This window comes from uncultured Jannaschia sp., assembly GCF_947494055.1.
Classification (GTDB): domain Bacteria; phylum Pseudomonadota; class Alphaproteobacteria; order Rhodobacterales; family Rhodobacteraceae; genus Jannaschia.
Genome location: NZ_CANLTR010000016.1, coordinates 18,601 through 32,852 on the forward strand (window position 1 = coordinate 18,601; position 14,252 = coordinate 32,852).

At 66.3% G+C, this 14,252-nt stretch carries 12 protein-coding genes; 3 read left to right on the forward strand and 9 right to left on the reverse strand.

Features of this window, described 5'->3' with window-relative positions; all coding sequences use genetic code 11:
* Positions 1-21 precede the first annotated feature (21 nt).
* The 6 genes from Q1A87_RS13695 to Q1A87_RS13720 form a co-directional block, all read right to left on the reverse strand.
* Positions 22-3,279, reverse strand: a complete 3,258-nt coding sequence (locus Q1A87_RS13695) for a right-handed parallel beta-helix repeat-containing protein (protein ID WP_299652270.1) — start codon at positions 3,277-3,279, stop codon at positions 22-24.
* Positions 3,280-3,732: 453 nt separating this feature from the next.
* On the reverse strand, positions 3,733-4,626 hold the full coding sequence (locus tag Q1A87_RS13700; RefSeq protein WP_299652272.1) for a sulfotransferase: 894 nt from the start codon (positions 4,624-4,626) through the stop codon (positions 3,733-3,735).
* Between the two features lie 101 nt (positions 4,627-4,727).
* A complete protein-coding gene (locus Q1A87_RS13705) occupies positions 4,728-6,140 on the reverse strand; it encodes a mannose-1-phosphate guanylyltransferase/mannose-6-phosphate isomerase (protein WP_299652274.1) in 1,413 nt (470 codons plus the stop codon).
* Between the two features lie 118 nt (positions 6,141-6,258).
* The gene (locus Q1A87_RS13710) at positions 6,259-6,651 is read right to left on the reverse strand and encodes a type II toxin-antitoxin system VapC family toxin (RefSeq protein ID WP_299652276.1); all 393 of its coding nucleotides are present in this window, start codon (positions 6,649-6,651) and stop codon (positions 6,259-6,261) included.
* Complete coding sequence (vapB, locus tag Q1A87_RS13715; protein WP_299652278.1) at positions 6,648-6,893, reverse strand: type II toxin-antitoxin system VapB family antitoxin; 246 nt, start codon at positions 6,891-6,893, stop codon at positions 6,648-6,650. Before vapB ends, Q1A87_RS13710 begins: the two co-directional genes overlap by 4 nt.
* Positions 6,894-7,220: 327 nt before the next feature.
* On the reverse strand, positions 7,221-7,712 hold the full coding sequence (locus tag Q1A87_RS13720) for a fasciclin domain-containing protein (protein WP_299652280.1): 492 nt from the start codon (positions 7,710-7,712) through the stop codon (positions 7,221-7,223).
* Positions 7,713-8,142: 430 nt separating this feature from the next.
* Between Q1A87_RS13720 and Q1A87_RS13725 the strand changes: the two genes are divergently transcribed.
* From Q1A87_RS13725 to Q1A87_RS13735, 3 genes are read left to right on the forward strand one after another with little or no spacing between them, the layout of a single operon-like run.
* A complete protein-coding gene (locus Q1A87_RS13725; protein ID WP_299652282.1) occupies positions 8,143-9,264 on the forward strand; it encodes a Gfo/Idh/MocA family oxidoreductase in 1,122 nt (373 codons plus the stop codon).
* A gap of 5 nt (positions 9,265-9,269) precedes the next feature.
* On the forward strand, positions 9,270-10,142 hold the full coding sequence (locus Q1A87_RS13730; RefSeq protein WP_299652284.1) for a hypothetical protein: 873 nt from the start codon (positions 9,270-9,272) through the stop codon (positions 10,140-10,142).
* A 14-nt stretch (positions 10,143-10,156) separates the two neighbouring features.
* Positions 10,157-10,939 carry a WecB/TagA/CpsF family glycosyltransferase gene (locus Q1A87_RS13735; protein ID WP_299652286.1) on the forward strand — a complete coding sequence of 261 codons (783 nt, stop codon included), beginning with the start codon at positions 10,157-10,159 and terminating at the stop codon, positions 10,937-10,939.
* A gap of 124 nt (positions 10,940-11,063) precedes the next feature.
* Here Q1A87_RS13735 and Q1A87_RS13740 read toward each other — a convergent pair whose 3' ends face one another.
* From Q1A87_RS13740 to Q1A87_RS13750, 3 genes are all read right to left on the reverse strand, one after another.
* On the reverse strand, positions 11,064-11,756 hold the full coding sequence (locus Q1A87_RS13740; protein WP_299652288.1) for a VPLPA-CTERM sorting domain-containing protein: 693 nt from the start codon (positions 11,754-11,756) through the stop codon (positions 11,064-11,066).
* A 256-nt stretch (positions 11,757-12,012) separates the two neighbouring features.
* On the reverse strand, positions 12,013-13,104 hold the full coding sequence (locus Q1A87_RS13745; RefSeq protein WP_299652289.1) for a glycosyltransferase 61 family protein: 1,092 nt from the start codon (positions 13,102-13,104) through the stop codon (positions 12,013-12,015).
* A 112-nt stretch (positions 13,105-13,216) separates the two neighbouring features.
* Positions 13,217-13,819 (reverse strand): VPLPA-CTERM sorting domain-containing protein, encoded by a 603-nt coding sequence (locus Q1A87_RS13750; RefSeq protein WP_299652291.1) that lies wholly within the window; start codon positions 13,817-13,819, stop codon positions 13,217-13,219.
* Between the last annotated feature and the right edge of the window lie 433 nt (positions 13,820-14,252).

Here is a 14,252-nt window from a genome sequence, read left to right on the forward strand (position 1 = left end):
CTGGTGATGGTCCCGACTAGATCACGTCCAGCCGTCGAGGCCATCGGTCAAGGCACCGAGAAGCCCACCGACATTCGTCTCCACTGCCTCGCCGAGATAGCGGATTGCCTCGCTCGCGCCGCTCGACGATTCCACGACCAGCGTCACCGTGTCGGCTTCGTAGTCGATCTCGATGTCATAGCCGCGTCCGCCCGACAGGCCCTGGACCCGGACCTCGCCGAAACTCCCGATGATCTCGTCCGTCGCAATCAGCGTGTGCCGCCCGTTGGCGATGCCGCCCGACAGGTCGAGCTCCAGCGTGCCGCCGCCGAGATTGACGCCCGAGCGCACGTTGGAGCTGTCGCCGAAGGCTCCGGAACGGAACTCCGCGATCTCCGCGAGCCCACCGGCATCCGAGGCGAAGACGAGCGTGCCGCCTGCGTCGAGCCGCAGCACGGCGCTACCGCCGCCCGCGCCGTCGAAGCCGACCTGCGCCCGGCTGCCCTCGATCCGGAGCTCGCTGCCCGACACGAAGTCGAACGTGTCGCCCGATGTGCCCAGCAGGACCTGCCCGTTATCCGACACCGACATCTGCACCGGTCCGTCGATCCGTCCGGTATTGGCGAAGCGCCCGCCGGCCACGTCGACGGTGAGCGCGTCGTCGTCCGCCTGTCCGTTGACCCAGAGCTGTCCCGCACGGTCGATCTCGATCCGCCCGCCGGCCGCCCCGGCAGATACGCCCTCAGTCGCCTCGATCCGCCCGCCGGTGACGCGGAGGATACCGTCATGGCCCAGCTCGAGCCGCCCGATCGTGGCCGTCGCCGTGCCCGATAGGACAAGGTGGCCGCCCAGATCGACGTCGTCGCCCTGCCCCGGCAGCACGTCGTGCTCCCAGTTCACCCGGTTGTCCCAGCGAACCCCGTCGGCGATGTCGGTGGGCACGAAGCGGTGGCTACCGAACGTGTCCGCGCTCCGCGCCATGCCGAAGCCGTCCTGGAAGTAGGCCACGATGTCGTCCGCCGTGATCCGCGCGTCGTCCCGCGCGGCGAGCGGGGCCAGGTAGTCGGCCAGATCGGCGATCGTTGCGTTCGGATTACCGGTCACGTCCGCGGCGAAGTTTTGGATCGTAGTCTTGTCCGCGCTGTCGTAGTTCACGCCTTCGGTGTTCTTGTCGGCGCTGTGATGGTCGTCGTCGTAGCGGGAGCCAGTCCAGTTGTAGACGATCGTGTCGTTGTAGTAGGCGTCTTCGCCGTTCTTCAGGCCTCCGTGGTTCCAGACCTTCTCTTGGAACTCAGTGTCGTTGTTCGGATCGGCCAGATGCGCGACGATATTGTCGATTAGCGTTGTCTCGAGCGCAACGTTGTCGATACCAAGCGACAGGGCGCCCGACTTCGTGAGCTTGTAGCCGGCCGAGGTGATGACGTTACCTGACAGAAACGAGAAGTTGCCCGTTGGACCTCGCCCGCCGTAATTACCCCCGAGTACGTTAAGTGCGGCATTGTTGTCGACGAAGACGTTGTCCTCAACATGGGCGCCGCCGCGGAACTGCACACCAAAGGAAGCACCCTGCGAGACGTAGTTGTCGCGGAAGGTGACGTCCCGGGTTGAGTATTGCAGGTAAACATTGTGGCTGACCGTGGAGGGTGGCAGGCCGCCACCCGCCGCTTGGTAATCCTCCGACCAGCCGTTGTGGTGGATGAAGTTGCCTTCCATCAGGAGCCCGTCTGTGTCGGAGGAATAGAGCCCACCCGTTTTGTCCCAGCTGCCGTCGGCCCGCGGAGCGTCTAGGGTGATGTCCGCGATCTCCGAATTGCGGATCGTGTAGGTGTCGGCGTTCTGGAGCACGACCTGCTCGTTGCGCAACGCGACGTTGTCGAGGATCACGTTCTCGCCCTGCAGCGCCATGAATCCACTGTCGAGCGCGACGTTGGAGATGACGACGTTGTCGCTGTCCTCTTGGAAGATCTTGAAGTCTCCCTTAAGTCCCGGCTTCTCGCCCGACCCCCAAGACGTGATGTGCAGCGGGTGCAACTCGCTCTCGCCACTCGCGCCGCGGGCGACGATGCGGCCAACGCCTTCATAATCGTGACCGCGCTCGAAGAGGAGCCAGTTTGAGGAAGGCGCGGCAGTGCCGCCCTTCTGCCAAGCCCAGCCGACGAGGCCGTCCCAGATGTCGAGGCCGACCTCCTGGTCGACGGCCATGCTCGCCGAGCCGCCATATTCAGGGTGGTCGAGCAGCCAGTTTTGGTCGATGGCGCCGGTGCCGACGCCCTCCATGCGAGCGATGTCGGCGCGGGACAGGGCCGCGTCGCTGCCACCGACATAGACCTTGCGGTGGTTGTCGCCAGCTTCGACCACCACGTTGTCACCGGAATCGGTGGCGAGCATGTAGTGCTCGCCGAGACCCCAGCCGGCCTTCTGGGCCGGCGCGGTGACGGAGAGGTCGGCGCTGTAGCGCTCCGAGGTGCCGTCCGTGTAGGCCACGTCGTAGTCGAAGGTAATCCGGCCGGTATTCGCGGTCCCCGACAAGACCAGGGCGATCTGGCCGTCGGGCGTGGCCGCGGCATGGCCGAAGCCGGGCTGCTCGGCGATCTGGATGCCGGCGACGGCCTTGCCGTTGCCCACATCGAGCAGCGTCACGCGACCGCCGGACACGGTGCCGAGATCGGCGTCGAGGACTGGGCCGGTGGGCGCGGGGATCACGGGCGGGGCAGGGGGGGTGACCACTGGCGGCAGGGCGCCGTCATCCTCGACCTCGACGGGCGTCTCGGGCTCGGGTGTCGGCTCGGGCTCCGGCGCGGGAGGCGCGACGACGGGCGGGGGCAGGCTGCCGCCGTCGCCTTCGCCGTCATCCTCGGAGACGGGCGGCTCGGGTTCGGGCTCCGGGGTCGGTTCGGGTTCGACCGGGGCGGGAGCGGGTTCAGGCTCAGGCTCCGGCGTCGGTTCCGGCGCGGGGGAAGGGGGGACGACGACGGGCGGGGGCAGGCTGCCACTGTCGCCTTCGTCGTCCTCCTCGGAGACGGGCGGTTCCGGCTCGGGCTGCGGCTCGGGGTCGGGTTGCGGCGTGGGGTCCGGCGCAGGTGCCGGTACGGGGTCGACGGGAGCCGGCGTGGGGGTCGGGACCGGATCGGGCCGGGGTGTCGGCTCGGGGGCCGGTGTCGGTTCGGGCTCCGGCCCGGCTTCGGGAATGGTGACGATCTCGCCGTCGGCAGTCAGCCACCGGTTGGGATCGCGCCGGGATTGAAGCATGCCCTCCTCCGAGGTGGATGCGGCAAGGCTGGACATGTCGGTAATGGGCATTCTCGGATCTCCCGAAAGGCGGATTCCCGGCCTCCAGGGGCCCGGGCAATCCGGTGGTGTTTATCGCGGCCCGGGCGAATGGCGGTGGCGATCGCCCGGACCGGCATCTCGAAAGGCGGCACGCCGCGCCGGGCGACGGACCGTGAGGACCTTGCTTGCGATGTTCCGAGATGTCGGAGGGCGCGGCGTGACTCGCGCCCCGATGAACTCGTCACCCAGAGGCCGAAGACGGGTCTATCGGGCGTGGCGATTGCCGCAATCCCGGGGTTACGGGTCGGAACTTTCCTGCCCACTCGGTAGTAAATATAAGCGGAAACCTGTTCGCGATCAGACTTTAAGCGGATTGCAGCCGGCAGGCGAGCCCTGTCAGGGTTGCCCCGCGCAACGCCGCTTGGCAGAGCTAAAGGTTAATAAGTCGGAATCGACCGAAATCGCTGCACCGATCGAATGGGTCTACGCTGCGATGGACCACTTCGCAGGGACGTCGATATCGTAGATTTCGCGAAGACGTTTCAGATCGTCCCGGAGTTCTTCGAGGACCCAGGCTTCCTCGTCTTGCCGCATTTCGAAACGACCCTGCGTCAGCGCATTCGATCTCGCGCTTTGCGACAGATACAATCGATGGCGAACGGATTTGGGAACGATCCCATGAGCCAGCCGGCGAAGCGCCCGGACGTTCGAGAGCTTGCGCCAGGTCGGATCGGAGAACTTCGCGGAGGCTTCGTTCGACTTCGGCAGGTCGGGGCTCGACACGTGCGCGATCTCCAAGAAATCGCAGACCTCATCGAGAACCTTTTGCTGGTTCGCGAGCATGTCCTCGAAGACGACAGGAAGGATGGTGTCCCTTCCGAAGGCGTCCGCGTAGGCGTCCAAATGGCGGGCATACCGCGTCAGGTCGATCGCGACGGGGCTTACGCCGCCTGCGTCGAAGGAGAAGTCCGTCCGGTCCGGTCGCACATGTCCCAGCTCGTAGCCGGTCAGGGCCGCATGCTTGTGGTGGGACACGATGCGGGCGACGGGATGGCGCATGATGTAGACGAAGCGGAATCGGACGTCCGGGCGTCGCTTCATGCGCTCGAAGACATGGTCCATGTAGGGAAGCTTGGCGTAATCCGTGCTCGCCTCGAGGCCGTAACGATGGGATGTCGGATCGAAGCCTTCGTAGAGCCCGCGATACCAGTCCCAGCCCCGTCCCCATTGATAGGGGCTGGAGAAGTATTGCGGCTCCTTCTCTGAGCAGGGGCACAGAGCGGGATGCAGCCGCAGGAGATCGAAGAGCGAGCTCGATCCCGACTTCATCGATCCCACGATGATCGCGAAGGCGGTCGGTCCGGTCGTCTCCTGCATGGGCATGGCCTTCCGAAGGTTTCCTGAAAATGATCGCCTTGGTTCAAGAGAGGTCGCGTCCAGTCGACGACGGAACTGGGTTATCTCCCAGGGGACGCGCTTCAGGTCCGGTCGTAGACGTCCTCGTAGCGGACGATGTCGTCCTCGCCGAGATAGGCGCCGGTCTGGACCTCGATCAGGTACATCGGCAGGCGGCCGCGATTGGCCATGCGGTGGACGGTGCCCAGGGGAATGTAGACGCCCTGGTTCTCGGTCACGAGCTTGACCTCCTCGCCCAGCGTCACCTCGGCCGTGCCCTCGACCACGACCCAGTGTTCGGAGCGGTGCATGTGGCTCTGGAGCGAGAGCACGCCGCCGGGGCGCACCATGATCCGTTTCACCTGGAAGCGGGTGCCGAGGCAGAGCGTCTCGTACCAGCCCCAGGGCCGGTGGAAGCGGGGATAGTCGTCGGCCTGGCCCACCTTGGCCGCGCGCAGGGCGGAGACCACGGCCTTCACGTCCTGCGCGCGTGACTTCGAGGCGACGAGCACCGCGTCGCGCATGGCGACCGCGACCACGCCTTCGAGCCCGAGCCCCACGAGATGGACCGAGCCCTCCTCCGAGCGCAGGTAGCTGTCGACGCAATCGATCGCGGTGACCGGCCCGTCGGTTGCGAGCCCGTTGGCGTCGGGTTCCCGCGCCTGCCAGAGCGCGTCCCAAGAGCCGAGATCGGACCAGGCGCCGGCGAGGGGCACGGCCGCGACCGTCTCGGCATGCTCCATCACCGCGTAGTCGAAGGAGATGGCGCGGGCGCGCTCGTAGGCCTCCGCGTCGAGACGCAGGAAGCCCAGATCGTCCTTTCCCTTGGCGATCGCGGCGCGGCAGGGTTCGAGAAGGTCGGAGGCGTGGCGCTCGAAGGCCGCGATCACGTCGCCCGCGCGGAACAGGAAGAGCCCCGCGTTCCACAGATAGGTGCCGGCCTCGAGGAAGCCCTGCGCGGTGGCCGCGTCGGGCTTCTCGCGGAAGCTCCGGAGCGGCACGGCGGTGCCGTCCGCGGGCGGATGGGCAAGCTCGAGATAGCCGTAGCCCGTCTCGGGCCGGTCGGGGGTGACGCCGAAGGTGACGAGCGTGCCGGGCCTCGCGGCCTCGGCGCCCCGCCGCACGGTCTCGAGGAAGGCAGGTACGTCGCCGATCACGTGGTCGGAGGGCGCCACGAGCATCAGCGTGTCGGGCGCGTCCTCAAACATCAGCGCGGCTGTGAGGATCGCGGGGCCGGTGTCGCGGGCGGCGGGCTCGATCACCACGCGCGCGTCCATCAGCCCGATCGCCTGCGCCTGCTCGCCGGCCATGAAGCGGAACGCCTCGCCGGTCATCACCAGCGGCGCGGCGAAGCCCTCGCCCGAGAAGCGCCGGAGCGTCTCCTGGTAGAGGCTACGCTCGCCGAGGAGGGGCGTGAACTGCTTCGGGTAGGCCTTGCGCGAGGAGGGCCAGAGCCGCGTCCCGGAACCACCACAGAGAATGACGGGCTGAATCATGGGGGTAACCTCGGGGTCGTGGGGCAGGACGTGCGCTTTCCATGCGGATCGCGGGCCGGGTTGGCAAGTTTCTTGAGGGGTCAGGGATAATGCCGGCAGGATTGGCGGAGCGTCCGCTTCAGCCTTCCCAATCCTCCGTTCGCAGCCCCTCGACGCGCGCGAACTCCCGTATGTTGTGCGTCACGAGGACGAGGCTCCGCGCCACGGCCTGCGCGGCAATCAGCACGTCGTAGCCGCCGATCGGCGTGCCCGCCCGCCCCAGCACGGCCCGGATCTCGCCCGCTTGCCGGGCATCGTCGGCGTCGAACGGCACGATCTCGAAGCGCATCGCATCGAGGCGGGCATGGTTCTCGCCCGGCCGCGCGCTTTTCGAAGCGCCGTAGCGCAGCTCGTGCATCACGATGGCCGGCAAGCCGAAATCGGCCCGCGCATGCTGCCGGAGGCGTCCGAGGAGGCCGGCATGGCCTTTCAAGACAGCGATCACGGCATTGGTGTCGAGCAGGAACTTCACTCGAAGAGGTCGTCGAGCCCCGGCCGGTCCTGCGGCGCCGGCCGTTCGGAGGCGGCCGCCGCGAAGTCCGCGTCCACCGGGCCCGTCACCGCGTCGAGCCAGTCCCAATCGCCTTCGATGGGTTCGAGCACGACGCGGGACCCGTCGCGGCGGATGCGCACCTCCTCGGTGTCGAACCGGAACGCCTTGGGCAGCCGCACCGCCTGGCTGCGCCCCGACCAGAAGACCTTCGCCGTGTCCATGATGCGCCTCCCGGAACCAAAAAGATATTGCAATGATATATCTTATTCGGGAGGATTTGCAACGGGAATGTCCCGCTGCGCGACGTTTCCTACGCCATCATCGCGTCGAGTTCCGCATCCGGTGTAATCGCCTCTATGGGTGAGCGATGGTACGGAGGACCGGCATGCAGTCGATCTCCTGCGTGCCGGGCGGTGCGGAGGCAGCGTGACGATAAGGGGGAGGTAGTCGTACCAGTCCGGCGGTGGCCGGATTCGGGGCTGCCGCGCGAACGTCGTCGCGGCAGGGGAGGGAGCCGCGCGCGTGGCGCAGCCCCGTCGCGTCCGGTCTCAGCTTCCGGGCAGGAAGGCGGTGTCGATAACGTGGATCGTGACGTTGCCGACCTGGCGGTCCGCCTCGGTGACGGTCGCCATCGTGCCGCCCTCGGGGCCGACCATGACCGTGTCGCCCTCGACCATGATGGTCAGCGGCGTACCGGCGAGCGAATCCACGGTGGCGGTGCCGCCGCCGTCCATCGCGAGCTGCATCGCGTCCGCGGCCATCACGGTGCCGGACACGGCGTAGCCCTGGATCACCTCGGCCAGCCGCGCGGAATCCTCCTGCAGCGCGCCGAGCTCTTCCTGCGGGGCGGCCGACAGGGCGTCGTTCGAGGGCACGAACACCGTGACCTCCTCGCCGCCGACGATCATCTCGACGATGCCGGCGCTCTCGGCGGCGCCCACGGCCGTATCAATGTTCTCGGGCAGGTCCTGCGCGAAGGCAGGGGCCGCGAAACCGATCGCCAGGGCGGCAATCGAACTGTGTACAATTCTCATGATCATCGACTTCTCCTCTCCAAAGTGGAGCCCCCCCGGCGCACACGCCCCGGAGAAACGGTTGACCTCGCGCTATCTGTCCCGGCCGGACGCGATGGCGAGGGGCACCCCCCGCGACCGATTGTCCCTCCGCGGGCACCGCCCGCAGGACGAGGCCGGGCGGAATTGCGGTCCCTGGACGGGGCGCGGACCGGCCGCGCCGTCGCGGGTCCGGGCCGGTCCTCCGGGGCCGGTCGCAGGGGACCGTTCCCGAAGCGGCGCGGAACCGCGCCATCTGTCCGGATTGTTCATAAAATCTTCACCGGGACGGGCGCGAATGACGTAGGGACGCGGTCGGGAGCGGTTGCTCCTTGCAGGGGGTCGGCCTAAATCGCCTCTGTCATCCAGCCGGTTGCCCGCGCGGAAGGCGGAATCTCTATCAGGAGCACATGGCCCGATGAACAAAACGATCCGGACCGCCCCGATTGACATCGCGGTCGTGGGCCTGGGCAAGATGGGCCTGTCGCATTTCTCCATGGTCAACGCGCATCCGCAGGCCCGCACCGTGGCCTGCGACGGGGCGGGGTTCATGGTTGACGTGCTCTCGCGGAACGTCTCCGCGCCGATCCACAAGGATTACGAGCGGATGCTGGCGGAGGCCAAGCTCGACGCCGTGGTGATCGCCACGCCGTCGCGGCTCCACGCGCCGATGGTGCGGGCCGCCCTCGACCGCGGCCTCCACGTCTTCTGCGAGAAGCCGTTCTGCCTCGACTGGACCGACGGCATGGCCTTGGCCGACCTCGCCGAGGCGAAGGGCGTGGTGAACCAAGTCGGCTACCATTACCGCTATGTCGGCGCGTTCCGGGAGATGAAGCGCATCCTCGACACGGGCGCGCTCGGCCGCGTCACCCATGTGCTGGCCGAGGCTTACGGGCCGGTCGTGCTGCGCCCCAAGCGCGCCACCTGGCGCACGCAGAAGGAGGAGGGCGGCGGCTGTCTCTACGACTACGCCGCGCATCCGCTGAACCTCCTGAACTGGTTCTTCGGCGCGCCGGCGCGGGTGACCGGCTCGGCGCTGGTCTCGGTCTTCTCGGAAGGGACCGACGACCAGGTCATGTCGACCGTGCAGTGGGAGGACGGGCCCGTGGCGCAGCTCTCGGTGAACTGGTCCGACGAGAGCTACCGCAAGATGTCGACGAAGATGACGATCGTGGGCACCAACGGCCGGCTCTACGCCGACCGGCAGGAATGTCAGCTCTACCTGCGCGAGGCGCACGACGCGCTGCCCGACTACGTGGAGGGCTGGAACGTGAAATACACGACCGAGCTCACCGAGGATGCCTGGTTCTACCTGCGGGGCGAGGAATATTCCGCGCAGCTCGACGACTTCATCACCGCGGTGGCCGAAAAGAAATCGGCGGCCGCCGAGAACTCTTTCCGCTCGGCCGCCGAGACCGACCGGGTGATGGCGATGATCCTCGAGAACGCCGAGACCGGGCAGCCCGTGGGCGAGGCGCAGGCGCCGGCCGCGAAGCCCGCACGTCGCGGCTTCTTCGGCTTCGGAGGACGACAGGGATGACCCGGATGGACCGACTGCTCTTCGGCGACAACCAGTTCTTCGGCATCAACCACATGTCCGAGGAGAAGGCCCGCACCCAGGCCATGCGCTTCCAGGAGACGCAGGCGATCATGGACGTGCTCGACGTGGCCTACGACGCCGGCATCCGCACCTTCGCCTGCACCACCCACGACCGGATCGGCGCCATCGCCGAGCGGGTGCGCGCGAACCCCGCGCGCTACGCCGATTTCACCTTCTATCCCTGCATGCCTTACGCGCATAAATACGCCAACGCCGTGACCGAGCACGGGATGATGGGCGCGCTCCGCGAGTTCATGCCGAAGGACGGCCTCTTCGCCACGGCGCTGACCGGCGCCCGGACGCTCGCCACCAAGGAGGTCGAGGGGATCGAGAAGGTTCTGATCGACATGGAGATGAAGATGTTCCGCGGCACGAAGACGCCGGTCATCTTCATGCAGAACGTGTTCGTCGACCTGCTGCTCGGCATGGGCTTCACCCGCGCCTTCCGCATCTTCCACGACCATATCAAGGCTGAGTACGGCGCCGAGCCCGGCTACATCACGATGAACATGCCGATGCTTCTGGACGCGCTGGAGCGGGAGGGGATCGAGCGGCCGATCATCTGTTCCAACATCAACAAGATCGGCTTCCGCATGTCGGGCGGCTACGATGCCTATATGGGCGCGCTGCGCTCGGGACGGGTGCGGGCGATCGCGATGTCGGTCTATGCGAGCGGCGCGATCCCCGCGGACGAGGCGATCCACTGGATCTCGGAGCTGCCGGGGGTCGAGTCGATCCTGTTCGGCGCGTCGAGCGCGGGCAACATCCACGGCACCAAGGCGCTCGTGGACAAGTATATGGGCCGGGAGGCGGCGTGATGGACGGCAGTGGCATGAGAACACCCTCCCGCCTGCGCGCGATGCGCGAGGTGAAGATGCTCAACGCGCATGTCCACGACATTTCGATGGACGAGCTCGTGCGTGACTTCGACGAGGGGCTCCTGCTCACGCTGCATGTCGACATGGCGATGAAGCTGCAGAAGGACCCGGAGTTCCACGCAATCCTGTCCGAGTTCGACGTGATCACCTGCGACAGCCAGATCATGTATTTCGCGACGAAGTTCCTCGGCACCCCCGTGCAGGAGCGGGTCTCGGGGTCGGACTATTTCCCCCGCTTCTACATGCATCACCGCGACAATCCGGCCATGACGCTCTTCATGCTGGGCGGCAAGCCCGGTGTGGCGGATGCGGCGGCCCGGAACATCAACGCCAAGGTTGGCCGCGATTTCGTGGTGGGCGCCTACGCGCCCTCCTTCGACTTCGAGAACGATCCGACCGAGATCGACGCGATGATCGACGCGGTGAACGCGTCGGGCGCCACCGCGCTCCTCGTGGGCCTCGGCGGCGGGCGGCAGGAGAAGTTCATCATCAAGTATCGCGACCGGATGCCGGGCGTGAAGCTCTGGCTGCCCCTGGGGGGCACGATCGACTACGAGTCGGGCTCCTTCGCGCGGCCGCCGAAATGGATCACCGAGGGCGGGTTCGAATGGCTCTACCGCCTCCTGAAGGAGCCCCGCGCCCGCTTCCACCGCTACGTGATCCACGAGCCGCCCTTTCTCTGGGCGGTGCTGAAGCAGCGGCTCGGCCTCTACCGCGACCCGTTCGCGAAGCGCTGAGGCGGGCGCCGGTCCGGCGCGTCGCGGCGGTGACATCTCACGGTCCCGTGCCGTTTCGGACGCTCCCGGAGACGAAGGATGGACGACCGCCCCGCGCGCACGGAGCGGTCACGTTCGGCCGGTTCTACCCGCGGCGCCGACGCAGCGCGAAGACCGCGCCCAACCCGCCCGCGAGGAGCGGAAGGCTGGCGGGAACCGGGATTGGAGTCGTGTCGGGTATATTGGGCATGTCCACGATATCGGGATCGACGCCGCCTTCCGAGCCGGGCAGGGCGGACCCGAAGGTGATGTTGTCGAAGCCGATCTGGTTCTGCGTCCCGCCGAAGTCGATCGAGCGTGCCGTTCCCTCGAAGGGCACGCCGATCGGGCTGAACACGGCGAAATCGCCCTGCGGGTCGCCTGGACCCCGACCGGTCCTGGGCAGGTCCAGCGAGGCGAGGAGGGTCCCCGTTGCGTCGACGCCGTCGTAGACGTCGATCGAGCCGGTGAAGTTGATCGCGCTGTAGAAGAACGAGAACCCGTCCTCGAAGCCGTTCGGCGCGTTCAGGGTAGCCTCGTCACCTTGGAGGAAGAACATCACGGTGTCGGGCGTAGGCTCGTTGGCGAAATTCCCCGTTCCGCCGGCATCCCGGTCGATGATCGATAAGGCGTTGGGGCTGAACGTGATGTCGTAATCCGGCCCGCCATTGCCGTCGTAGAAATCGTTGATGCTGACCTCGTTGCCGAGCCCTTCGAAATCCAGGGTGATGACGGCTGCGCTTGCGCTGCCGCCGATCGCCAGCACGGCGCAGGCCGTGGCCGCTAAAGTCTTGAGCACTTGATAACTCCTCGTACAAAATGCGGCGTTCTGCCGCCCCCAAGAGGTAATCGTTAACCTTTCGGCCAGTCAACACGCCAAGCGGTCTTTCGAAAGATCGAAGCCTACCGGCAAGGATCAGGCCCGGGTCATCGAAATTGCCGGCCCGAATGGTTTCAATCAGCAGGCGGCGCAAGCACAGAAGGCTCGCCTCGATCCCCGTTTTTGGCACGAAGGTGAATTCGCCGAGTTGCCTGGTCAAGACGTGGTCCGGCTTTCAGGAGCGGCGGGTGCCTTGTCGTTCGGCATGCAGGTCTATGAGGCGAAGGAGGTTGGCGACGTCGACGCGGTAGCCGTCACCCTCGCGGACGGCGACCGTGGTGGCGAGCTGTCCCGGCGTGTGGTCGATAAAATCGGCGAAGATGTTGTTGAAGCGGTCCGCCGGGTTGATCGTTACATGAAGCGCGTCCCGGCGCGCGGCGAGGAAGAGGTGGTTCCAGTGGCTCCCCTCCATCGCGACCGTGACGGGCGTGCCGGAAACGGCTCGCAGGATGTACTCAAGCGGGTCCGTCGAGCTGACGATCGCGAAACCCCGCGCCGACAAGGCGTCCACAACCTCGTCCTCGTTGAGGAGCACGCGTGCCACCCCGGTCCGGCCGCGCCGGATGAAGGCTCCCGGAACGCCAGCATCGCCGAAGAGACCCTGCACCTTCGCCTGCAGGCGTTCGAGACGCGCCGCACGCCCGGCATTCTGTCCCACGTCCCGGCAATAGGACATCTCGTCGAAGATCACGTAACGGGCCTGCAGCCGGTCGATCTCCAGCAAGTCCACATACTCCTTGGCATGCGTCCAGGCGGGATCGGAGGGGAAATACAGGTCCTCGTGCGGACGGCGCAGATAGGCGCCGATCATTCCGTCCCGGACCCAGTGGCCGAAATATTGCTGGACGATCGGGCTCGCCGCGAAGAAGCCGGCAGGCCGCCGTTCGATCGAGGCCGACATCACCTCGGCGTAGCGTACCGGTCCGAAACGCGCGAATCCCTCATGTTTCGTGAAGAAGCCGAATGGCGTGGCGAGCACATTTTTGAACACGTACCGGACCGTGGCCTGGTGCGTGACCTCGCGACCGTCGATGATCGCCCATTGTGTGGCGAGCGACGTCGCCGCCTGCGCCCGTTCCACCTTGGCGCGATCCTCGTCGAGCATGAGGACGGGTTTGGAGAACGCCGTGTTGGAAGGATGCTCCTCGATGACCTCGACCGCAGCGTCGGCGAGTTCCGGCGTCCCGAACCCTGTGCGCTTCGCAATCTGGCTTGCGACCGGACGGAACCTGTACATCAAGGCGAACCTTTCGAGATCGTGGAGCACGTATCTCCTGTACGAGTTTCACGAGCTATAACAGGGCTTCAAGATCAAACGATCCTCAAAGGTTGCTCGAGTTCGCCGGGCCCGAACGCCGTTCGGGGCCCGACTGCACGCGTCAGGCGCGGCGTTTCAGGAAGCCCAAGCCTGCCATCGAGGCCGTGAGGAGCAGGCCCGCGGCCGGGAGCGGGACCGGGGAGGGTTCGGGGGTCTCGACGACCTGGAACCGCGCCGAGCCGGAGGCGGGCCGGCCGCCTTCGTAGAGCCCCAGCACGTAGGTTCCCGCGTCGAGCGTACCGAAGAGCGAGGCCGACCCATCGGGGCGGTACATCGCGCGCGCACCGTCGGCGTCCGCGCCCGCGATCAGGCTGCACTTGCCCGAGACCGCCGCCAGCGCGGCGTCGTCGCAGAAATCCCCCTGCATCGTCAGGCGCGTGTCGGCGCCCGAGCGGTAGAAGGCGAGGCCGGTGACTTCGCCGTCGGCGTCGGAAGGCGAGTAATCGGCGAAGTAGACGTCGAACGGGTTCGTTGCCGTGAACTCGAAATATCCGCTGGCGGGCGTACCCGTCCAGGCGAAGCCCAGATCGAGAACCGACGCGTCCTGCGGCACAGCCTGGACGCTCATGTCGGGGGTCGCGTCCGTGCTCGTCACCGTTGCCGCCATTGCCGGCGACGCTAGGGTAAGCGCCAGTGTTGCCGCGGCGGCTTTGACCGTATTCATGTTCTATCCTCTCGTCATGAAAATGTTAACACTCCGAATTTGAAGACATATTTACCTTTTGAGAAGCCAGAAAATTGTATTAGGGTTAACACCGCGCGGCCGGGCATGCCCAGTCGGCGCGTCGACGTAATGCAATGCAAGGCGCTGCGAATGTTTCTTTACGTTAGGTAAAAATTGAAGGGCATGCGCGTCGCGGATTGCAGGCCCGATCCGGGGATCTGCGATCGGTATTCGGAAGACTGTCGCCCCTGCAGTATCTATTCGATTCGAGCAGCCTAAAGGCTTGTTGGCGAGTTCCATTTCGTCGAATGACGGCCGTTCCGATTTTCGGGATGGAAGGCGTTCCTTTGCAATATTCAGAAAAGAAACTGTTCGGGCAATCGGTAGTAGATGACGTCAAGTCAACGTCTGGAACCGTGCAGATTACCGAACG

Coding starts and splice junctions, on each gene's coding strand:
- Q1A87_RS13695 (WP_299652270.1), bottom strand. CDS start 3,279: ATGCCCATTACCGACATGTCCAGCCTTGCCGCATCCACCTCGGAGGAG.
- Q1A87_RS13700 (WP_299652272.1), bottom strand. CDS start 4,626: ATGCAGGAGACGACCGGACCGACCGCCTTCGCGATCATCGTGGGATCG.
- Q1A87_RS13705 (WP_299652274.1), bottom strand. CDS start 6,140: ATGATTCAGCCCGTCATTCTCTGTGGTGGTTCCGGGACGCGGCTCTGG.
- vapB (WP_299652278.1), bottom strand. CDS start 6,893: ATGGACACGGCGAAGGTCTTCTGGTCGGGGCGCAGCCAGGCGGTGCGG.
- Q1A87_RS13720 (WP_299652280.1), bottom strand. CDS start 7,712: ATGATCATGAGAATTGTACACAGTTCGATTGCCGCCCTGGCGATCGGT.
- Q1A87_RS13725 (WP_299652282.1), top strand. CDS start 8,143: ATGAACAAAACGATCCGGACCGCCCCGATTGACATCGCGGTCGTGGGC.
- Q1A87_RS13730 (WP_299652284.1), top strand. CDS start 9,270: ATGGACCGACTGCTCTTCGGCGACAACCAGTTCTTCGGCATCAACCAC.
- Q1A87_RS13735 (WP_299652286.1), top strand. CDS start 10,157: ATGAGAACACCCTCCCGCCTGCGCGCGATGCGCGAGGTGAAGATGCTC.
- Q1A87_RS13750 (WP_299652291.1), bottom strand. CDS start 13,819: ATGAATACGGTCAAAGCCGCCGCGGCAACACTGGCGCTTACCCTAGCG.